27 protein-coding genes are annotated in these 20,041 nt (G+C 66.6%); 4 read left to right on the top strand and 23 right to left on the bottom strand.

Features of this window, described 5'->3' with window-relative positions; translation table 11 throughout:
• Window positions 1–32: 32 nt before the first annotated feature.
• The 5 genes from E8M01_RS33140 to E8M01_RS33160 form a co-directional block, all read right to left on the bottom strand.
• Window positions 33–818, bottom strand: coding sequence for an ATP12 family chaperone protein (locus E8M01_RS33140; protein WP_246088520.1), 786 nt, complete (start codon window positions 816–818; stop codon window positions 33–35).
• Complete coding sequence (locus E8M01_RS33145; protein WP_136964072.1) at window positions 815–1,504, bottom strand: HAD-IA family hydrolase; 690 nt, start codon at window positions 1,502–1,504, stop codon at window positions 815–817. Before E8M01_RS33145 ends, E8M01_RS33140 begins: the two co-directional genes overlap by 4 nt.
• 58 nt (window positions 1,505–1,562) lie before the next feature.
• Window positions 1,563–2,045, bottom strand: coding sequence for a hypothetical protein (locus E8M01_RS33150; protein WP_136964073.1), 483 nt, complete (start codon window positions 2,043–2,045; stop codon window positions 1,563–1,565).
• 65 nt (window positions 2,046–2,110) lie between these two features.
• Window positions 2,111–2,353, bottom strand: a complete 243-nt coding sequence (locus E8M01_RS33155) for a hypothetical protein (RefSeq protein ID WP_136964074.1) — start codon at window positions 2,351–2,353, stop codon at window positions 2,111–2,113.
• 4 nt (window positions 2,354–2,357) lie between these two features.
• Window positions 2,358–3,956: an RluA family pseudouridine synthase gene (locus tag E8M01_RS33160; protein ID WP_136964075.1), complete on the bottom strand. Its 1,599-nt coding sequence runs from the start codon at window positions 3,954–3,956 to the stop codon at window positions 2,358–2,360.
• A gap of 264 nt (window positions 3,957–4,220) precedes the next feature.
• Here E8M01_RS33160 and E8M01_RS33165 point away from each other — a divergent pair, with 264 nt between their 5' ends.
• Together E8M01_RS33165 and E8M01_RS33170 are read left to right on the top strand one after the other, a co-directional pair.
• The gene (locus E8M01_RS33165; protein ID WP_246088521.1) at window positions 4,221–4,694 is read left to right on the top strand and encodes a hypothetical protein; all 474 of its coding nucleotides are present in this window, start codon (window positions 4,221–4,223) and stop codon (window positions 4,692–4,694) included.
• Window positions 4,687–5,919 (top strand): HlyD family secretion protein, encoded by a 1,233-nt coding sequence (locus tag E8M01_RS33170; protein WP_136964076.1) that lies wholly within the window; start codon window positions 4,687–4,689, stop codon window positions 5,917–5,919. Before E8M01_RS33165 ends, E8M01_RS33170 begins: the two co-directional genes overlap by 8 nt.
• Window positions 5,920–5,940: 21 nt before the next feature.
• On the opposite strand, the gene E8M01_RS33175 is transcribed toward E8M01_RS33170, so the two are convergent.
• Together E8M01_RS33175 and E8M01_RS33180 are read right to left on the bottom strand one after the other, a co-directional pair.
• On the bottom strand, window positions 5,941–7,242 hold the full coding sequence (locus tag E8M01_RS33175) for a replication-associated recombination protein A (protein ID WP_136964077.1): 1,302 nt from the start codon (window positions 7,240–7,242) through the stop codon (window positions 5,941–5,943).
• 1 nt (window position 7,243) lies between these two features.
• Entirely contained in the window at window positions 7,244–8,668 is a 1,425-nt protein-coding gene (locus E8M01_RS33180; RefSeq protein WP_136964078.1) for a DegQ family serine endoprotease, read from the bottom strand.
• A gap of 177 nt (window positions 8,669–8,845) precedes the next feature.
• On the opposite strand from E8M01_RS33180, the gene cnbZ reads away from it, so the two are divergent.
• Together cnbZ and E8M01_RS33190 are read left to right on the top strand one after the other, a co-directional pair.
• Window positions 8,846–9,592: a 2-amino-5-chloromuconate deaminase CnbZ gene (cnbZ, locus tag E8M01_RS33185; RefSeq protein ID WP_136964079.1), complete on the top strand. Its 747-nt coding sequence runs from the start codon at window positions 8,846–8,848 to the stop codon at window positions 9,590–9,592.
• 31 nt (window positions 9,593–9,623) lie between these two features.
• Window positions 9,624–10,829, top strand: a complete 1,206-nt coding sequence (locus E8M01_RS33190; RefSeq protein WP_170182182.1) for a YbfB/YjiJ family MFS transporter — start codon at window positions 9,624–9,626, stop codon at window positions 10,827–10,829.
• Between the two features lie 163 nt (window positions 10,830–10,992).
• On the opposite strand, the gene rplQ is transcribed toward E8M01_RS33190, so the two are convergent.
• The 16 genes from rplQ to rplN all read right to left on the bottom strand — a co-directional run bounded on the left by rplQ (window position 10,993) and on the right by rplN (window position 20,041).
• Window positions 10,993–11,421 (bottom strand): 50S ribosomal protein L17, encoded by a 429-nt coding sequence (gene rplQ / locus E8M01_RS33195; RefSeq protein WP_136964081.1) that lies wholly within the window; start codon window positions 11,419–11,421, stop codon window positions 10,993–10,995.
• Window positions 11,422–11,469: 48 nt separating this feature from the next.
• Window positions 11,470–12,486: a DNA-directed RNA polymerase subunit alpha gene (locus E8M01_RS33200; protein WP_136964082.1), complete on the bottom strand. Its 1,017-nt coding sequence runs from the start codon at window positions 12,484–12,486 to the stop codon at window positions 11,470–11,472.
• A 131-nt stretch (window positions 12,487–12,617) separates the two neighbouring features.
• The gene (gene rpsK, locus E8M01_RS33205) at window positions 12,618–13,007 is read right to left on the bottom strand and encodes a 30S ribosomal protein S11 (protein WP_136964083.1); all 390 of its coding nucleotides are present in this window, start codon (window positions 13,005–13,007) and stop codon (window positions 12,618–12,620) included.
• A gap of 90 nt (window positions 13,008–13,097) precedes the next feature.
• Window positions 13,098–13,466, bottom strand: coding sequence for a 30S ribosomal protein S13 (gene rpsM, locus E8M01_RS33210; RefSeq protein ID WP_136964084.1), 369 nt, complete (start codon window positions 13,464–13,466; stop codon window positions 13,098–13,100).
• 201 nt (window positions 13,467–13,667) lie between these two features.
• Window positions 13,668–14,249: an adenylate kinase gene (locus E8M01_RS33215; protein WP_136964085.1), complete on the bottom strand. Its 582-nt coding sequence runs from the start codon at window positions 14,247–14,249 to the stop codon at window positions 13,668–13,670.
• The gene (gene secY, locus E8M01_RS33220) at window positions 14,246–15,577 is read right to left on the bottom strand and encodes a preprotein translocase subunit SecY (RefSeq protein ID WP_136964086.1); all 1,332 of its coding nucleotides are present in this window, start codon (window positions 15,575–15,577) and stop codon (window positions 14,246–14,248) included. Before secY ends, E8M01_RS33215 begins: the two co-directional genes overlap by 4 nt.
• 208 nt (window positions 15,578–15,785) lie before the next feature.
• On the bottom strand, window positions 15,786–16,262 hold the full coding sequence (gene rplO / locus E8M01_RS33225) for a 50S ribosomal protein L15 (RefSeq protein ID WP_136964087.1): 477 nt from the start codon (window positions 16,260–16,262) through the stop codon (window positions 15,786–15,788).
• A 4-nt stretch (window positions 16,263–16,266) separates the two neighbouring features.
• On the bottom strand, window positions 16,267–16,452 hold the full coding sequence (gene rpmD, locus E8M01_RS33230) for a 50S ribosomal protein L30 (protein WP_136964088.1): 186 nt from the start codon (window positions 16,450–16,452) through the stop codon (window positions 16,267–16,269).
• 10 nt (window positions 16,453–16,462) lie between these two features.
• A complete protein-coding gene (gene rpsE / locus E8M01_RS33235; protein ID WP_136964089.1) occupies window positions 16,463–17,011 on the bottom strand; it encodes a 30S ribosomal protein S5 in 549 nt (182 codons plus the stop codon).
• Between the two features lie 36 nt (window positions 17,012–17,047).
• Window positions 17,048–17,410: a 50S ribosomal protein L18 gene (gene rplR / locus E8M01_RS33240; protein ID WP_136964090.1), complete on the bottom strand. Its 363-nt coding sequence runs from the start codon at window positions 17,408–17,410 to the stop codon at window positions 17,048–17,050.
• Between the two features lie 48 nt (window positions 17,411–17,458).
• The gene (rplF, locus tag E8M01_RS33245; RefSeq protein ID WP_136964091.1) at window positions 17,459–17,992 is read right to left on the bottom strand and encodes a 50S ribosomal protein L6; all 534 of its coding nucleotides are present in this window, start codon (window positions 17,990–17,992) and stop codon (window positions 17,459–17,461) included.
• Window positions 17,993–18,027: 35 nt separating this feature from the next.
• The gene (gene rpsH / locus E8M01_RS33250) at window positions 18,028–18,426 is read right to left on the bottom strand and encodes a 30S ribosomal protein S8 (protein ID WP_136964092.1); all 399 of its coding nucleotides are present in this window, start codon (window positions 18,424–18,426) and stop codon (window positions 18,028–18,030) included.
• A gap of 13 nt (window positions 18,427–18,439) precedes the next feature.
• A complete protein-coding gene (rpsN, locus tag E8M01_RS33255; protein ID WP_136964093.1) occupies window positions 18,440–18,745 on the bottom strand; it encodes a 30S ribosomal protein S14 in 306 nt (101 codons plus the stop codon).
• Between the two features lie 60 nt (window positions 18,746–18,805).
• Entirely contained in the window at window positions 18,806–19,363 is a 558-nt protein-coding gene (gene rplE / locus E8M01_RS33260) for a 50S ribosomal protein L5 (RefSeq protein WP_136964094.1), read from the bottom strand.
• Window positions 19,356–19,673 (bottom strand): 50S ribosomal protein L24, encoded by a 318-nt coding sequence (gene rplX, locus E8M01_RS33265; protein ID WP_136964095.1) that lies wholly within the window; start codon window positions 19,671–19,673, stop codon window positions 19,356–19,358. Before rplX ends, rplE begins: the two co-directional genes overlap by 8 nt.
• Window positions 19,673–20,041, bottom strand: coding sequence for a 50S ribosomal protein L14 (gene rplN / locus E8M01_RS33270; RefSeq protein ID WP_038312231.1), 369 nt, complete (start codon window positions 20,039–20,041; stop codon window positions 19,673–19,675). Before rplN ends, rplX begins: the two co-directional genes overlap by 1 nt.

A 20,041-nucleotide genomic window follows, 5' to 3' on the forward strand; every position in this document is an offset into this window, starting at 1 on the left:
TGCATCAACGACCGCCACGTTTCATGCCGATGTCACAGCGAGGCGAGCACCGTTGCCGCTGCCATCATCTCGCGTTCGCGCGCCCGCCGCCGCTCGGCGGCGTCTTCGTCATGGCCCCAGAGTTCGGTCTGGAAATCCTCGTCGACATGCGCCGCCGACCAGACCTCGGCCGGCGTCAGGCGGCCCATCTGCAGCGCCACGGCAAGCAGCGCCGAGCCGGTCAGCGTCGTCACCACATGCATGGCGCCGAGCCGCCAGGCGTCATCGGGCAGCGCCGCCCTGAGCGCGGCGAGCGCGCGCTCCGGCTGGGTCACATGCACGATGCCCTCGGACAGGATGAAACGGGCGCCGAGCGCGTCGCGCGCCCAGGCCAGCACCGGATCCCAGGCGGCGGCGTGACGCGCAACCAGGCTTGCCGGCGTGGCGGCGCGATAACACAGGAGGTCGGAGGCCGAATAGCGCACGATATCGTCGGCGACCGGCGCCGGATCCGGCACGACCCCTTCGATAATGGCGTTGACGATGCGCGTCAGCGGCATGGTCGCGGGGTCGATGACTTGCCTTTGCGCGGCCCACTCGGCGGCCACCGCCTCGGCCAGGCGCCGGGTTGGGACGGCGAGCGGATGGCGCGACGGCGTCTTGGCCGAGCGGCCGTCGAGCAGAAGCCGGAACGCGCCGTCAGCCTCGCCGACGCCGGCCTCGGCATAAAAGCGCTTGGGCAACTGGGTTTTCATCGACAGCCGGGCGGCGGCGGTCGGATCATAGGCCGCCGGATCCATGCCCTTGGCGAACCAGTCGTCGAACACTGAGCGGGTCATGGCCTCGCCTTACCACCCTGCCCGGCCGGATGCCAGATTTGCGCAAGCGCCGCCGGCAATTCGGCGAAACGGTCGAGCACCACCCGGGCGCCGGCGCCTTTCAGCGCCTCGACCGGATGATAACCCCAGGCGACGCCGATCGGGGTCACCCCGGCGGCCTGCGCCATGTCGATGTCGAATGTCGTATCGCCGATCATGACGGTCGCCGCGGGCGTGGCGCCGACCGCGGCCATGGCCTGCTCGATCATCGCCGGATGCGGCTTGGACGGCGCGTCATCGGCGGTCTGGATGGTGGCGAAATGCTGGAAAATACCGTGATGGCCGAGCACCAGCCGGACGCCGCGCTGCGACTTGCCGGTGGCGATGCCGAGCACCACGTCGCTGTCGCCGGCGAGCGCCTCGACCACCGCGAGCGCGCCCTCGTAGAGCGGTTCGGTATGGCTCGCATCGGCACGCAGGTCGTGGAAGGCGTTCTTATAGGCTTCGATCAGCGCGGGAATGTCGCTGTCGTCGGCGCGCGTCAGCCGCACGAAAGCTTCGTGCAGCGACAGGCCGACGATCGACAGGGTCGCCTCGCGCGTCGGTGCCGGCCGGTCGAGCGCGGCAAAGGCGCCGTTCATCGCCGCAACGATCATATGCTGGCTGTCGACGAGCGTGCCGTCGCAGTCGAAAATGACAAGCTTCAAGGATAGATGCTCCGGGAGATCAGGCCCGGAGCGCTTTCAGGCCTCGGCGCCCCCCTTGTCAAGCGCCGCGCCGGCAGGCCTGGACCGTGGCGCGGAATTCCGGCGTACGCGGGATCAGGCCCTGGGCGCGGGCGCCCCGGCGGCATTCGACGATGCGGGCGAGATCCGGCCGGCGGGCGCGCAGGCATTCCAGCACGGCCGCGCGCACCTCCGGGCCGCGCGCGCCGCGCGATCGCGCCTCCTGGCGGCAAGCCATGCGTTCGGCCCGCAGTTCGGGATTGCCGCCGCGGCCGGCGAGTTCGGGAAAGCGGGCCCGCATGCAGGCCCTGACCGCATCGCGCAGCTCCGGGCCGAAGACACCCCGGGCCCGCGCGTCCTGCCGGCATTCCATGCGGGCAGCCCGGCGCTCGGGATCCGGCCCCCGGCCGTCAGGCATGGGCTGGGCCGTGAGCGGGCCGGCCGACACAAGAACGGATGCGGCGATCATCGCCAGGCGCTTGACCGCCAAATGTTTGGTGAAGCGTTTCATGAAGCGTTTCATGGAGCATCCCTCGGTGAGCGACCGAGGCTCGGCCAGGCCGCCTGAACCGGCGCTGAACCCGCGGTTCAGCCGGTGCGCGGCACCGATCCGCCATGTTCCAGCGCATCGACGCGCTTTTCCAAGGCATCGATGCGCTGCTCGGCCAGATCATTGGCGCGCTTGATCTCGCCGGCGAGCTGAGCCACCGCCCGCGCGTCGGCACCGCCGCCCGGCACCGTGCGGATCACCCGGCGCGTCACCATCACGATCAGCACCAGAACGACGGCGAGCACCGCCGTGGTGATGTAGATGACCGTGGTCAAGGACATGGCCTCACTCTTCCGGGGCTTCGACGATCGGATCGTAATGCGACACGTCCCAGCCGAGCAGATTGAAGGTCTGCTGCATATGGGGCGGCAGCGGCGCCGAGACGTCGATCGTGCCCTTGCCACGCGGATGCGGCACCACCAGCCGGCGGGCATGCAGGTGCAGCTTGTGCTGCACGCCGCCCGGGATCTCCCAGTTCTCCACGTCGAAATATTTGGGATCGCCAATGATCGGATTGCCGATCTCGGCGGCGTGGACGCGCAGCTGATGGGTCCGGCCGGTGACCGGTTTCATCGACAGCCAGGACAGTTTCTGCGCCATGGTGTCGATCACGGCATAATAGCTGACCGCGTGGCTCGCGCCCTTCTCGCCATGCTTGGCGAGCCGCATGCGGCTTTCGTCCTCGCGCTCTTCCTTGGCCAGGAAGGTCGAGACCCGGCCTTGCCGGGGCTTCGGCACGCCGGCGACCACGGCCCAATAGATCTTGCGCGCCGAGCGGGTGCGGAACGTCTTGGCGAGCGCGGCGGCGGCGAAACGGCTCTTGGCGACCAGGATGCAGCCCGACGTGTCCTTGTCCAGCCGGTGCACCAGCCGCGGACGCTGGCCGTCCTCGTCGGTCAGCACGGCCAGCATACCGTCGAGATGTTTCTTGGTGCCCGAACCGCCCTGCACGGCGAGCCCCGCCGGCTTGGCGAAGACCAGCACGTCATTGTCCTCGTAGAGCGTGATCGAGGTGAGAAAGCCCTTGATGTCCTCGCCGACCTTGGCGGTCATCGGCCGGGCCTGCTCGAGTTTCAGCGGCGGCACGCGCACCGCCTGGCCCTCTTCCAGCCGGTCCTTGGTCTCGACACGCTTGCCGTTGACCCGCAGTTCACCCTTGCGGACGATGCGCTGGATATAGCTGAACGACAGCTGCGGAAAGCGCGCGGCCAGGAACCGGTCGACCCGCATGCCGTCCTCGTCGGCGGTGATGGCGAGCGTCTGGACCCCGGTCTGCAGCGTCTCGGTGGCGGCGGCCTTCATCTCGGCCTTGGTCGGGCCGGCCGGCGGCGGCGCGGGCGCGCGCTCGTCGCGCGACGCACGCGGCGGCGGACGCCGTCCTTCGTCGTCGCGACTGCCTGGCGATGCGGCCCCGCGGCCGCCGCGGCTCTCGCGGCGTGGTTCGTCGCGGCGTGGTTCATCCCGGCGCGGTTCGTCGCGTCTTTCGGGCCTGCCATGCACCGGACGGCGCGGCTCCTCGATGCCGGCAATATCCAGATCGGCTTCCGGCGCCCAGCCGGTTTCGTCGCGCACATCCCAGTCGCTGTCGCGCCGGCGCCGCGGCGAGCCGTCGAACGAGCGCGATTCGCTCTCCTCGGCCTCCGGCCTGCGGCCGCGCGGCGGCCGGCGATCCTCGGCGCCCTGACGCTCCGGCCGCTCGGCAGCACCGGCACCAAACGGCCGCTTGCGCTCCGGTGCGGACCGCTGCTCGGCGAACCGCGGAGCCCCTGGACGCGAGGCGCCCGGGCGAGATGTGGCTGGACGCGAACCGGCCGGACGCGGCGGCCCCTTGCGCGGCGGCCTGCCGCTGCCGGAGCCCGGCGGCCGTCCTCCCTTGCCCTTCATGCGAAACTCCTCACAGGGGCGAGCCCGGACGCGAAAGCCGCCATCGACAGGATCACCAAACCCTTCACATAGAGCGCCACGGCGCCATAGTCACCCCGCGCGATCGGCAAGTGACGCCTCAGTTGGGTTTCGGCTCCGGCCAGGACCGGCGTTCCCGGTCCAATCACCCCCCTTGTCCGTACAAGAAAACACCTGATTGACGGCGGCAGATTTTGCGCCGCTCAATACAGCGAGCGACTTGGCTCTTGCGCCAGGAGTGTTGTCATGACCGCATCGCCTCACCCTGCTGCTTCGCATCATCTGCCGGCCTTCATCACCGCTCCCAATGAGACCGATTATCTCATGGTGGCGATGGCAGTGCTCTTGGTCGTGGCCGTGCTGGCGATCGGTTTGCTCTTTCTGCGACTACACACCTTGCCCGAGCGTATGGCGCACAGGGCACACAAGCTGCAGTTCGAGATCGTCGCCGTGTTGGGCCTTCTCGCCCTCTTTACCCACATTCACCTGTTCTGGGTGATCGGCTTGCTGCTCGCATTGATCGACATTCCCGACTTCTCGGGAATGTTCGGCAGGATGGCGGGCGCGCTGGAGAAGATTGCCCATATGGCACCCGGCACGGGCGCCGACCGGGTGCCCGAAGAAGCGATCGCCCCGGCCTCACCGGACGACGGCCCGACGGATTCGCCGGCCGAGACCAACGTCACCACGGTCAAACCCGAGGTGTTGAGCCATGCTTGAGATCCTCGTCTGCTCCTTGGTGACGATACTTCCCGACTATCTTTTTCGCCGATACGTACAAGGAAAGCGGTTCGGCAAAGAAATCACCTTCTTTTCGGTATGGTTCGAGTTACGGTGGGGTATCGTTACGTGTTTCATGCTTACCGTGGCACTGATAACGGTCATCTTCTACAATCATCCGTCGACGACCAGCGCCACATTGTACTTTCGGACTGTCGCGATCGTGCCGGAGACGAACGGACGTGTCGCGGAGATCTATGTCGGCTTCAGTGATCGTATTGCAAAAGGGGCACCGATCTTCCGCCTGGACAGCACGAAGCAGGAGGCGGCCGTGGAGGCGGCCCGGCGCAAGATCACCGAGGTCGAAGCAGGCGTGGTCGTCGCGCGGGCCGAACTCCTGGCCGACGAAGGCAAGATCCAGGAGGCCAGGAGCGCCCTTGAGCAAGCACAGGATGAATTGCGGACGAAGCAGGAACTGAGGCGACGCAACGAGGCGACCGTCGCGGCCCGCGAGATCGAGAGGCTGGAGAACACCCTGGCCGGTCGCGAGGCCGCGCTATCGTCCGCCACTGCCGCGAAAGAAGCTGCCCAGGTCCGGATCTCCACGCTTCTCCCGGCCGAAAGGGCAAGCGCCGAAGCTGCCCTCGCCCAGGCCCAGGTGGAATTGGACAAGACGGTCATCCGGGCAGGTGTCACCGGCCGCGTCGAGCAGTTCACGCTGCGGGTCGGCGACATCGTGAACCCGTTCATGCGGCCCGCGGGAATTCTGATTCCCGAGGAAGCCGGGCGGCGAGGCCTGCAGGCCGGCTTCGGGCAGATCGAAGCGCAGGTCATAAAAGTCGGCATGACCGCCGAGGTGGCGTGTGCATCGAAGCCCTGGACGATCATTCCCATGGTGGTGGTGGGGGTGCAGGATTTCATCGCCGCCGGCCAGATCCGCGGCGGCGAGCAACTGGTCGAGGCTCAGCAGGCGGTCCGGCCAGGAACCATCCTGACCTTTCTCGAACCCCTCTATGCCGGCGGGCTCGACGGCGTGACGCCCGGCAGCAGCTGTATCGCCAATGCCTATACCAGCAATCATGACTTGATCGCCTCAGGCAACATCGGCACGACAAGACGTGTCGCCCTGCACGCCATCGATGCTGTCGGGATCGTCCACGCCATGATCCTCCGCTTGCAGGCGCTGGCGTTTCCGATCAAGACCCTCGTATTCGGCGGCCATTGATCCCGCGTGAGGCATCCAGGCTCATCCGCGCTCGCGGCGGAGCTTGTCCCACCATTCCATGCGCTTGCGGATCTCGCGCTCGAAACCGCGCTCGACCGGCTCGTAGAGGGTCTGGCGACCGATCGCCTCGGGCCAATAGTTCTGGCCGGAAAAGGCATCCGGCTCGTCATGGTCGTAGCGGTAACCGTCGCCGTAACCCTCGGTCTTCATCAGCTTGGTCGGCGCGTTCAGGATGGTTTTCGGCGGCATCACGCTGCCGCGCTCCTTGGCCAGCTGCGAGGCGGCTTTCCAGGCCATGTAGGCGGCATTCGACTTCGGCGCGGTCGCCACATAGATGACCGCATTGGCCAGCGCCAGCTCGCCCTCGGGACTGCCGAGAAAATCATAGGCATCCTTGGCGGCATTGGCGACGACCAGCGCCTGCGGGTCGGCCAGGCCAATATCCTCGACCGCCATGCGCACCACGCGGCGGGCAATGAACAGCGGGTTCTCGCCGGCATCCAGCATGCGCGCGAGATAATAGAGCGCCGCGTCCGGGTCCGAGCCGCGCACCGTCTTATGCAAGGCCGAGATCAGGTTGTAGTGGCCTTCCTGCGCCTTGTCGTAGATCGGCGCGCGCCGCTGCACCACCTCCGACAGGCCGGCGGTATCGAACACCTCGTCCGGCGCGGCAGCACGCCAGACCTCTTCGGCCAACGTCAGCACCGCCCGGCCGTCGCCATCGGCCATCCTGACCAGCGCCGCGCGGGCATCGTCATCGAGCGGCAGCGGCCGGTCCTCTTCGGCCTCGGCGCGCTTGAGGAGCTTCTCCAGCGCCTGCTCGTCGAGCGCCTTGAAGGTCAGCACACGCGCCCGCGACAGCAACGCGGCGTTCAGCTCGAAGGACGGATTTTCGGTGGTCGCGCCGACCAGCGTCACCGTGCCGTCCTCGACGACAGGCAGGAAAGCGTCCTGCTGCGACCGGTTGAAGCGATGGATCTCGTCGACGAAGAGCAGCGTGCCCCGGCCCTGGATGCGCCGCGAGCGCGCTTGTTCGAACACTTTCTTCAGGTCGGCGACACCGGTGAAGATCGCCGAGATCTGCTCGAAGGCGAGATCCGTCTCGCCCGCCAGCAGCCGCGCGACCGTGGTCTTGCCGGTGCCCGGCGGCCCCCAGAAGATCAGCGAGCCGAGCGAGCGCGTGCGCAACAGCCGGGTCAGGGCGCCGTCCGGACCGGTCAGGTGGTCCTGTCCCGCGACCTCGGCCAGCGTCTTCGGCCTCAACCGGTCGGCGAGCGGGCGCGGCGCCTTCGGATCCGGTCCGGCGGCCTCGAACAGGTCCACCTCAACCGCCCGTCATCGAATTGATCACCTGGCCCTGCCGGTCGATCTGGAAACGCCAGAGCCTGGCGCGCTGGGCGGTCGCCTGCTGCAGCTCGCGCGGCGTCTTGATCTCGGCGCCATTGACGCCGAGCACGACGTCGCCCGGCCTGAGGCCGATCTGCTGGGCCGGCGAACCCGGCTCGACGATCGTCACCACCACGCCCTCGGAGCGGTGCGGCACACGAACCTCTTCGGCCAGCGCGGGCGACAGGGTGGCCACCGTCGCGCCCTGGAACGGCGACGGGCCGGTCATCTTCTCGGCATCGCGCGGGCCTTCCGGCGCGCGCTCCAGCGGCACCGACACGGTCATCGAGCGGCGCTCGCGGGTGATCGTCAGGCTGGCCGCGCCGCCGAGCGGACGAATGCCGAAGCGATAACCGAAACTGTCGGGCTCATCGACCGCCTGGCCGTCGACGGCGGTGACCAGGTCGCCGGGTTTCAGGCCGGCTCTGGCCGCAGGTGAATTGGCCACCGTGCTGACGATCAGCGCGCCGGCCGGCCGCGTCAGGCCAAGGCTCTCGACCAGTTCGGCGGTGACCGGCTGCAGGGTCGCGCCGAACCACGGCCGGCGCACCACCTGGCTGCCGTTGCGGGCCGAATCGAGCACCAGCCGCACCATGGCGGTCGGAATGGCGAAACCGATGCCGTGGCTGCCGCCGGAGCGCGAGAAGATCGCCGTGTTGATGCCGACCAGCCGGCCGGCCATGTCGACCAGCGCGCCGCCGGAATTGCCCGGATTGATCGCGGCATCGGTCTGCACGAAGGACTGGTAATCGGACACGCCGACCTGGGTGCGCGCCAGCGCCGAGACGATGCCCTGGGTGACCGTCTGGCCGACGCCGAAGGGATTGCCGATGGCCAGCACCAGGTCGCCGACCTCGAGCCCGTCGGAATCGCCGAGGGCGAGCACGGCCAGATCGCGCGGCGGCTCCTTGATCTTCAGCACGGCGAGATCGGTGCGCGGGTCGCGCAGCAGGATCTCGACCTCGAACTCGCGCCGGTCGGCGAAGGCGATCTTCACCTCGGTCATGCCGTCGATGACGTGATTGTTGGTGATCACCAGGCCGGAGGCGTCGGCGATCACGCCGGACCCCAGCGACCGGGCGACCTCTTCGCGGCGCGGGCCGGAACCGCCGCCGCGATCGCCGAAGAAGCGGCGGAAGATCGGATCCTCGAAGAACGGATTGCGCACCTGTTCGACGCGCGCGCCATAGACGTTGACGACGGCGGGCGCGGCGCGCCGGACCACCGGGGCGAAGGACAGCTGGACCTCGGCGCGGGTGACCGGCGCCTGCCTTGGCGCGGCCTGGCCGAAGGCCGGCGGGGCGGCAAGCCCGAGGATCGAGACAAAAGCGGTGGCGAGGGCAATGGGAGCAAGCTTGGTCATGGCACAGATATAGCGCCCACGACCGCCGCCCGGAAGAGAAGCGGTGACGTTCCAGCGCTTGTCCGGCACCGATCCGGAGCAGTGGTCGAATGCGTTGGCGTCGGTTGACCGGCGGCAGCCGAGCCGCGACGCTCGCGCCATCGAGGAACGTTCAAGAGACCGAAAGATCCAGGCGCCATGACATCAACGGATTTCGCAGCCGGCAATTACCGTTTCATCCCGAGCGTGTTCCAATATTCGGCCGGGGCCGCCGCCCATCCCGGCTACCACGTCGAACGCGTGACCTTTCGCGCGCCGGTGCCGCTCAAGGAGGGCTTCCAGCAGATCGCCGCGATCATCCGCGCCGCCGGCCGGCCGCTGACCGCGTTTTGTGCCTGCGAGCTGCGCTCGCCGGCACCGTTCTCCGATCAGGGCTTCCGCTCGTTCAACGAGGTCTATGTCGAGACGCTCCGCGACTGGGGCCTTTATGACGGAAAAACCAACCCGGTCGCCCGCTCCAATGTCTGTCCCGAGCTGGCGCCGCCGGCCGAGCCGTCGTTCCACGCCTTTTCCTTCGTCGCCGAAGGCGATGCCGGCGCCCCCTCCTTCGTGATTTCAGGCGGTGCCGAAGCGCGCGGCGGCAATGCCCCTTATGCCGAGCGCATCGTGCGCTACCAGGAAACCGGCGCCGAGGCGCTGCGCGACAAGGCCGCCTTCGTGCTGGACGAGATGGAAAGCCGCATGGCCGCCCTCGGCCATGGCTGGGCCGACACCACGGGCACTCAGGTCTATTGCGTCCACGACATCCATCCGTTCCTGGCCGATGAAATCGTCAAGCGCGGCGCCGCCCGGGCCGGCCTGACCTGGCACTTCAACCGGCCGCCGGTGATCGGCCTCGAATATGAGATGGACTGCCGCGGCGTCGCGGTCGAGCGGGTGCTGTGACGGCGACGCCTCCCCCCTTCGGGACAGGCCCATGACCGATGTCATGACCAGCGCGCCGTCCCGCCGCCTCCTCGGCCCCGCGCTCGCCGGCTTTTGCGGCATGCTTGTTGGTGTCGGGCTCGGCCGTTTCGGCTATCCGCCGCTGATTCCGGTCATGGTCGAGGCCGGCTGGGCCAGCCCGACGGCGCTCCGGCTCGCCGGCGCCTTCAATCTCGCCGGTTATGTCGTCGGTGCGGTCAGCGCCATCGGCTTCGCCCGATGGCTCGGCCTGCGCCGCGCGGCGCTGGTCGCCGCGGTGTTGTCGGTGCTCGCCTTCGCGCTGTCGGCGGTGCCCTTGCCCGAATGGGCCTTCATCGGACTGCGCGCCGTGTCCGGCATGACCGGCGGCATCTTCATGATCGTCGTGCCACCGGTCATTGCCAGCGTGGTCGCGCCCAGCCACCGCGGCCGCGCCGGCGGCATCACCTTTGCCGGTGTCGGCATCGGCTTCGTCCTCTCGGGCATTGCCGTGCCACTGCTCGCCGGCTCCGGCCCGGCCGGCGCCTGGCTCGGCCTTGCCGCCGTGCTGACACTTGCCAGCAGCGTCATGATGATCCTCCTGCCCCGCTCGCCGCCGCCGGAAGCGCCGCAAGCCTCGGCCGCCGCGGCTTCGGTCGCCTGGCGCAGGTCGGCACCGTTCCTTGGCCTCGCCGCGGCCTATGGCGGGGCCTCCATCGGTTATGTCCCGCACACCCTGTTCTTCGTCGACCATGTCGCCCGCGATCTCGGCTACGGCCTGGCGGCCGGTGGCTGGATCTGGATCGCCTCGGGTGCCACCGCCGTTGCCGCTCCGCTGGTGGCCGGCGTCGCCGCCGACCGCTTCGGTTATGCCGCGGCGCTACGCATCGTCGTGGCGCTGATGGCGGTCGGCGCGGCGCTGCCGGCGCTGACCAGCAATTTTGCGCTTTTGATGCTCTCCGGCATGCTCTGCGGCGGCCTGATGATCGGGCTCGGCTCGCTCACCGCCGGCCGGACCCGCGAAATCGTCGGCGCCGGTGCCCATACCGAGGCCTGGGCGCTCCAGACCATCCTGTTCGCGGTGCTGCAGACGCTCGGCGCCTATGGCTTCACCGCCCTGCTTGCCACCACCGGCAGCCACGAACTGGTCTTCGCCGCAGCCGGCGGCATCCTGGCGGCCGGCCTGGCGATCGAATTGCTGGCGAGCCAGCTTGGCCGCTCCGCGCCCACCCAGCCATAGCCTTCGCATCTTGCATGAAAGACCGCGATGCCAAACGCCAAGTACGAGCCGCCCCATCACAGCCCCAAACTACCGCCCCGAAAGAAAAAGGGCGACCCGAAGGCCGCCCTGTACCAGCCCGCGCCTGAGCGCGAGCCTCACTTTCCTTAAGACGCGCCGTCGATCAGGCCGCGGCCTGCTCGCTCTCGGTCGCCTTCGCCTGCACCGGACCGGAGTCCTGGCCCTTGGCGTTGACGTCGCGGTCGACGAACTCGATGACCGCCACCGGCGCATTGTCGCCGTAGCGGAACCCGGCCTTCAGCACGCGGGTATAGCCACCCTGGCGCGCCTGGTAGCGCGGTCCGAGCACGTCGAACAGCTTCTTGACCATGGTCTCGTCGCGCAGCTGCGAGATCGCCTGGCGACGGGCATGCAGGTCACCCCGCTTGCCGAGCGTCACGAGCTTCTCGACGATCGGACGCAGGTCCTTCGCCTTCGGCAGCGTGGTGACGATCTGCTCGTGCTTGATGAGCGCGGCGCACATATTGGCGAACATCGCCTTGCGATGTTCGGCCGTCCGGTTGAATTTGCGGTGGGCTTTGCCGTGGCGCATCCCATGTCCTCCGATGACCCGCGGACCTCACGGTCGGCGGGAGTGTGATCAGTAATGGTCCTCGAAGCGCTTGGCCAGCTCTTCGATATTCTCCGGCGGCCAACCCGAAACCTCCATACCGAGATGAAGGCCCATCTGGGCAAGCACTTCCTTGATTTCGTTCAGCGACTTGCGGCCGAAGTTCGGAGTGCGGAGCATTTCCGCCTCGGTCTTCTGGATCAGGTCGCCGATATAGACGATGTTGTCGTTCTTCAGGCAGTTGGCCGAGCGGACCGACAGTTCCAGCTCGTCGACCTTCTTCAAGAGCGCCGGGTTGAAGGCGAGATCCGGGATCTGCTCCTGGACGACTTCCTTGCGCGGCTCCTCGAAGTTCACGAAGATTTCGAGCTGGTCCTGCAGGATGCGCGCCGCATAGGCGATCGCGTCATCCGGCGTCACCGAGCCGTTGGTTTCCACCGTCAGCGTCAGCTTGTCGTAGTCGAGCACCTGGCCTTCGCGGGTCGGCGAGACCTGGTAGGACACCTTCTTGACCGGCGAGTAGAGGCTGTCGACCGGGATCAGACCGATCGGCGCATCCTCGGCGCGGTTCTTCTCGGCGGGCACGTAGCCCTTGCCGGTGTTGACGGTGAACTCCATGCGGATCGCCGCGCCCTCGTCGAGGGTGCAGATCACCAGCTCGGGGTTCAGCACCACCACGTCGCCGACCGTCTGGATATCGCCGGCCACCACGGTGCCCGGGCCGTCCTTGCGCAGAACCATGCGCTTCGGTCCGTCGCCCTGCATCTTGATGGCGATGTCTTTGATGTTCAGGATGATGTCGGTGACGTCTTCACGCACGCCGGCAATCGACGAGAACTCGTGCAGAACGCCGTCGATCTGCACCGCCGACACGGCGGCGCCCTGGAGCGACGACATCAGGATGCGCCGGAGCGCATTGCCGAGCGTCACGCCGAAGCCACGCTCGAGCGGCTCCGCCGTCGCGGTGGCGAAGCGCTTGGCATCGTCACCCCCGACAATCTGGAGCTTTTCCGGCTTGATCAGTTCTTGCCAGTTCTTCTGGATCACAGGATCACCTTCGCTGATATCGGGCAGCTGTCTCGTCCCCTGCAGGACCTTGACGCCCGGTTCCCCTGGTTAAGGGGCATGGAACCACCGACGGCTGCAGGGCGCGCCGGCGATTGCGAGACGAGATGGATTTAGACGCGACGGCGCTTGCGCGGGCGGCAGCCGTTGTGCGGGATCGGCGTCACGTCACGGATCGAGGTGACGGTGAAGCCGGCGGCCTGCAGGGCGCGAAGCGCCGATTCGCGGCCCGAACCCGGACCGGAAACCTCGACTTCGACCGTGCGCATGCCGTGCTCGGTGGCCTTGCGGGCGGCGTCCTCGGCGGCGACCTGCGCCGCATAGGGGGTCGACTTGCGCGAGCCCTTGAAACCCATGGTGCCGGCCGACGACCAGGCAATGGTATTGCCCTGCGCGTCGGTGATCGTGATCATCGTGTTGTTGAACGACGCGTTCACGTGGCAGACGCCGGAGGCGATGTTCTTGCGCTCGCGACGGCGGACGCGATTGGCTTCCTTGGCCATAGTTCTCTTCCTTGTCCTTCAGGCGCGCCCGTGATGCCAGGCGCTCGGGAAAATCGAGCCGGGAGCGGCGAAGCCGTCCCGGCCGGATTGTTACTTCTTCTTGCCGGCGATCGCCTTGGAAGGCCCCTTGCGGGTGCGGGCATTGGTGTGCGTGCGCTGGCCGCGGACCGGCAGGCCCTTGCGGTGACGCAGGCCGCGATAGCAGCCGAGGTCCATCAGGCGCTTGATATTCATCGACACTTCGCGACGCAGATCGCCTTCGACCATATAGTCGCGGTCGATCACTTCGCGGATCTGCAGCACTTCCTGGTCGGTCAGCTGATTGACGCGACGCTCGGCCGGGATCTTGACCTTTTCGCAGATCTCGCCGGCGAACTTGGCGCCGATGCCGTGAATGTACTGAAGCGCGATCACGGTGCGCTTGTTCGTCGGGATATTGACACCCGCTATACGAGCCATCTCTCGTCTCCATGTCGGCCACGCCTGAGCGCGGCGGTTCAGAAAAACCATGCGCCGGTGGAGGCCGGCCTCTGCATGGGTGTTCGACAAATGAAAAAGGCGCCGCCTGCTCACGCAAACGGAGCCGTCTTCCGTCAATCGAACGAGGCGTGCGACATAGCCGCTAAGCGCCCGTTCGTCAACCCAAATCCGCCAGCGGCTTCAGGCTTCCAGGATCGCGGCGACGTCGCTGGTCACCTGATCGATCGGCGCCATGCCGTCAACCGAGTGCAAGGCGCCCTTCGACGCGTAATAGCCGGCGACCGGAGCGGTCTGGGCGCGGTAGGCCTCGAGCCGCTTGTGCAGGGCCGCCGCATTGTCGTCGGGGCGGATCGCCTCGCCGCGCGCCTTCATCTCGGCGACGCGCGTCTCGATCCGCTGAATCAGGATGTCCTCGTCGACCTTCAGCTCGATGACCGCGTCGAGCTTCAGGCCGTGCCGGCCGAGCATGGCGTCCAGCGCCTCGGCCTGGGCGACCGTGCGCGGAAAGCCGTCGAGAATGAAGCCGTTGACGCAATCCGGCTCGGCGATGCGATCTTCGATGATGCCGACCACGATCTCGTCGGAGACGAGTTCACCGCGCGCCATCACGTCCTTGGCCTTCATCCCGACCGGCGAACCGGCCTTCACCGCCGCCCGCAGCATGTCACCGGTCGACAGCTGCACGATGCCGTGCTTGTCGACCAGTCGCTGTGCTTGGGTCCCCTTCCCCGCTCCGGGAGGCCCGAGCAGTATGAGTTTCATCGACGCTTCCCCCGCAATTGCGATTTCTTCACCAGCCCCTCGTACTGGTGAGCCAGCAGATAGCCCTGCACCTGGGCGACCGTATCCATGGTGACGGTGACGACGATCAGGAGCGACGTGCCGCCGAGCAGATAGAAGCTCTGGCCGAGCTGCGCGATCATCAATTCCGGAATGAGGCAGACCAGGGCGATATAGCCGGCGCCGATCACCGTGATGCGGGTCAGCACATAGTCGATATAGCTGGCGGTCTTTTCGCCCGGACGGATGCCCGGGATGAACCCGCCATATTTGCGCAGGTTGTCGGCGGTCTCCTGCGGGTTGAACACGATCGCCGTGTAGAAGAAGCAGAAGAACACGATCAGCAGCAGATAGAGCGCCAGGAACAGCGGCTGGCCATGGCCGAGCAGCTGCGCGGTCAGCCGCAGCCATTCCGCCGGATTGGTCTGGAACGACAGCGCGGTGGTCGGCAGCAGCAGCAGCGACGAGGCGAAGATCGGCGGAATCACGCCGGCGGTGTTGAGCTTCAGCGGCAGGTGCGAGGAATTGCCCTCGAACACCTTGTTACCGACCTGGCGCTTCGGATACTGGATCAACAGCCGGCGCTGGGCCCGCTCGCAGAACACGATCACGCCCACGGTGACGACGATCAGCACCAGAAGGCCGAGCAGCAGCGGCGTCGACAGCACGCCCTGGCGGCCGAGCTCGAAGGCCTGGGCCAGCACGCTCGGCAGTTCCGCGACGATGCCGGCGAAGATGATCAGCGAGATGCCGTTGCCGATGCCGCGCTGGGTGATCTGCTCGCCGAGCCACATCATGAACATGGTGCCGCCGGTCAGCGTGATCACCGTGGTGACCATGAAGAACAGGCCGGGATTGGCGACGATCGTGCCCGACGACTGCAGGCCGGCCGAAATGCCCCAGGACTGGAACAGCGCCAGCACCACCGTCAGGTAGCGGGTATATTGGTTCAGCTGCTTGCGGCCCATCTCGCCTTCCTTCTTGAGCTTTTCGAGCTCAGGAACGACGGCGGTCAGTAGCTGGATGATGATCGAGGCGGAGATATAAGGCATGATGTTCAAGGCGAAGATCGCCATGCGGCCGACCGCGCCGCCGGCGAACACGTTGAACATGGCCAAGACGCCGCCCTGCGACGACGTGAAGATCTGGCGCAGCGCTTCCGGATCGATTCCCGGCAGCGGGATATAGGTGCCGACCCGGTAGACCAGCAAGGCGCCGAGCGTGAACCAGATCCGTTTCTTCAGGTCCTCGGCCTTGGCCAGGGCGCCGAAATTCAGATTGGCTGCCAATTGTTCCGCTGCCGATGCCATGGTGGCTCCGATGCAAATGGTCGAGGGGCTGGCCAAGGCCGCGCCCGTCAGAGGTTGCACTCACTTAGCGGCCTGAAGCCGCCAGCGCCAGTCCCCGGAAGGACCGGTACCCGAATTCTCGGGCGCCTTGTCGTCGCAGACGAAAAGGGGCCGGTCCTTGCGAACCGACCCCTTCCGCTTATGTCGTTCAGGCGCAGGTGGCAGCCGGTCAGGCCGCGGCCACGGCCTTCGGCTTCACGAGGGTGATCGATCCGCCGGCCTTCTCGACCGCGGCGACCGCGCCCGACGACGCGCCGTGGACCGTCAGCTGCACCGCAGCCTTGATCTCGCCGGTGGCGATCACCCGGATGCCGTCACGCGAGCGCCGGACGACGCCGGCGGCAACCAGGCCAGCCGCGTCGATGGCGCCGGCCTTCAGCTTGCCCGAATCGATGGCGCGCTGGAGACGCGCGAGCGTCACCTCGACGAAATCGAGCCGGAAGATGTTGGTGAAGCCACGTTTCGGCAGGCGCCGATGCAGCGGCATCTGGCCGCCCTCGAAGCCGTTGATCGCGACGCCCGAGCGGGACTTCTGACCCTTGACGCCACGGCCGCCGGTCTTGCCCTTACCCGAACCGATGCCGCGGCCGATGCGCATCTTGCGCTTTACGGCCCCGTCATTGTCCTTCAAGTCGATGAGTTTCATCGTCTCAGCCCTCGACCACTTTCACGAGGTGAGCCACCTTCGCGATCATGCCGCGTACGGCCGGAGTATCCTCCAGCGTGGAACGGCGGTGCAGTTTGTTCAGCTTGAGCCCGATCAGGGTTGCCTGCTGCGATTCCTCGCGGCGGATGGCTGATCCGATCTGCTCCAACGTGACGGTCTTCTTGCTCATCGTCTGATCCTCACGCGTCGCCTTCGCCCTCCTCACGGCGACGGCCCTGGAGGGCAGACACCTTGAGGCCGCGGCGCGCTGCAACGGAGCGCGGGCTATCCTGGTTCTTGAGCGCGTCGAACGTGGCGCGCACCATGTTGTAGGGGTTCGACGAGCCCATCGACTTGGCGACAACGTCAGCCATGCCGAGCGTCTCGAAGACGGCGCGCATCGGGCCGCCGGCGATGATGCCGGTACCGGCCGGAGCCGCCCGCAGGATCACCTTGCCGGCGCCGTGGCGACCGTTGACGTCATGATGCAGGGTCCGGCCTTCGCGCAGCGCCACGCGGATGAAACCGCGCTTGGCCGCTTCGGTCGCCTTGCGGATCGCTTCCGGCACTTCGCGCGCCTTGCCATGGCCGAAGCCGACCCGGCCCTTCTGATCGCCGACCACGACGAGTGCTGCGAAGCCGAAACGCTTGCCGCCCTTCACCGTCTTCGACACGCGGTTGATGTGCACCAGCTTGTCAGTGAATTCGCTGTCCCGCTCCTCGCGGTCCCGTTCACGTTCACGAGCCATGATTTGTCCTTTCGGCGGAAAACCGCCCGTGTTCGCTTAGAAGCTCAGGCCGCCCTCGCGGGCGCCTTCGGCGAGTGACTTGACACGCCCGTGATAGTGATAGGCGCCGCGGTCGAACACGACCTCGGTGACGCCGGCCTTCACCGCACGCTCGGCCAGGAGCTTGCCGACGGCACTTGCCGCGGCAACATCCGCACCGGTCTTCAGCGAAGACTTCATATCCTTCTCGAGCGAGGAGGCACTCGCGACGGTCACGCCCTTCAGGTCGTCGATGACTTGAGCATAGATATGCTTCGACGACCGGAACACGCTAAGCCGCGGACGCCCATTTGCCGCCGCGCGCAGTGCACGGCGGACACGCGCCTTACGACGCTCCGTTGCATCCTTCGTATTGGCCATGATCGGCTCCTCTTCGATGGATCAGCCCCGCGAGCGGGGCTGTTGCCATCACTTCTTCTTGCCTTCCTTGCGGAAGATGAACTCGCCTTCGTACTTGACGCCCTTGCCCTTGTAGGGCTCCGGACCGCGGAAATCGCGGATCTCGGCGGCGACCTGTCCGACCTGCTGCTTGTCGATGCCGACGACCAGAATTTCGGTCGGCTTCGGCGTCGTGATGGTGATGCCGTTCGGCACCGGGTAGTTGATGTCGTGGCTATATCCAAGGGAGAGGTTAAGAACCTTGCCCTGGGCCGCCGCCTTGTAACCGACGCCGGTGATCTCGAGCTTCTTTTCGAAGCCCTTGGTCACGCCGACGAACAGGTTCGACACGCGGGTCCGCGACATGCCCCACATGGAGCGCGCGCGCTTGGTCTGGTCGCGCGGCGTGACCTTGAGGGCATCGCCCTCAAGAGCCACGATGACGTCCTCCGGGCAGGTGAACGCGAGTTCACCCTTCGGACCCTTGACCTTGACGGTCTGGCCGGCGACCTGGGCATTGACACCCGCGGGCACGGCGACCGGTTTCTTACCGATACGAGACATTGGAAATCGTCCTCGTCCTGAGAGCGCTCCGCCGGTCAGAAGACCGTGCAGAGCACCTCCCCGCCCACGTTCTGGTCGCGTGCCTCATGGTCGGCCATCACGCCCTTCGGGGTCGAAATGATCGTGATGCCGAGACCGTTGGACACGCGCGGCGTGTTGCCGACGCCGGCATAGACCCGGCGGCCCGGCTTCGAGACGCGGGCGATCCGACGGATCACCGGCTCGCCGTCGAAATATTTGAGCTCGATTTCGAACTCGGAGCGGCCATTCGGATGCGTCACCGTCAGATAGTCACGGATATAGCCTTCCGACTTGAGCACTTCGAGGACGCGAGCACGCAGCTTCGAACCCGGCGTCGAAACGCGGTTCTTGCGGCGCATCTGCGCGTTGCGGATGCGGGTCAGCATATCGCCGAGCGGATCGTTGAGAGCCATTTGTCCCCTCCTCTCACCAGCTCGACTTCACGAGGCCCGGAACGAGCCCCTTGTTGCCGAGTTCACGCAGAGCCACGCGGCTCATGCCAAGTTTGCGATAAAACGCCCGGGGACGACCGGTCACTTCGCAGCGGTTCTTGATGCGGACCTTGGCGCCGTTGCGCGGCAGGCTCGCAAGCTTCACAGTCGCAGCGAAACGCTCCTCGATCGGGAGCGACTGGTTCATCACGACGTCCTTCAGCGCGGCGCGCTTCTTGGCATCGCGCGCAACCAGGGCGCGGCGGCGGTTGTTCTTCTCGATGGAGCTAGTCTTCGCCATCTGAAGGTGTCTCCTAGTTTCCGCGTCTGAGACGGGCTTCTGTTGGATAAGAAACCCGGCTCACTGCCGGAACGGGAAGTTGAAGGCCGCAAGGAGGGCACGAGCCTCCTCGTCGGTCTTGGCGGTGGTGCACACGATGATGTCCATACCCCACATCTGATCGACCTTGTCATAGGCGATCTCGGGGAACACGACGTGCTCCTTCAGGCCCATGGCGAAGTTGCCGTGGCCGTCGAAGCTCTTCGGGTTCAGGCCGCGGAAATCTCGAACGCGCGGCAGCGCGATCGTGACCAGGCGGTCCAGGAACTCATACATGCGCTGCTTGCGCAGGGTGACCTTGCACCCGAGCGGCATGTTCTCGCGAACCTTGAAGTTCGAGATGGCCTGGCGGGCGCGGGTGATGATGGGCTTCTGGCCCGTGATCAGCGCGAGATCCGCGGCGGCAACCGTCGCCTTCTTGGAATCGGCCGTCGACTCGCCGACGCCCATGTTCACGACGATCTTGTCGATCGACGGGATTTCCATGGCGTTCTTGTAGCCGAACTGTTCGATCAGCTTCGGCCGGACGACGGTCTCGTAATGCGCCTTCAGGCGCGGGGTCTCAGCGGCCTCAGCCATTGATCGTCTCCCCGGATTTCTTGGCCACGCGCACCTTCTTGCCGTCGGCCAGGACCTTGAAGCCGACGCGGGTCGGCTTGTTGTCCTTCGGATCGGCGATCGCCAGATTGGACAGGTGGATGGGAGCCTCCTTGGAGATGATCCCGCCCTCCTGGTTCTGCGTCTGGCGCTGGTGGCGCTTGACGATGTTGACGCCGCGCACGAGAGCCCGGCTCTCGGTCGGCATGACCTTGATCACTTCGCCGGTGCGACCCTTGTCGCGCCCGGTAATGACCACAACCTTGTCACCCTTGCGGATCTTGGCGGCCATTACAGCACCTCCGGGGCAAGCGAGATGATCTTCATGTGGTTCTTGGCGCGCAGCTCGCGCGGAACCGGCCCGAAGATACGGGTGCCGATCGGCTCTTTCTGGTTGTTGATCAGCACGGCCGCATTGCGGTCGAAACGGATCACCGAGCCATCGAGGCGGCGAATGTCCTTGGCGGTGCGAACGACGACCGCCTTCATGACGTCGCCCTTCTTCACGCGGCCGCGCGGGATAGCCTCCTTCACCGACACCACGATGATGTCGCCGACATGGGCGTACCGGCGCTTTGCGCCCCCAAGCACTTTGATGCACATGACGCGGCGCGCGCCTGAATTATCCGCCACATCAAGATTGGTTTGCATCTGGATCAT

This window comes from Phreatobacter stygius (genome assembly GCF_005144885.1).
Taxonomy (GTDB): domain Bacteria; phylum Pseudomonadota; class Alphaproteobacteria; order Rhizobiales; family Phreatobacteraceae; genus Phreatobacter; species Phreatobacter stygius.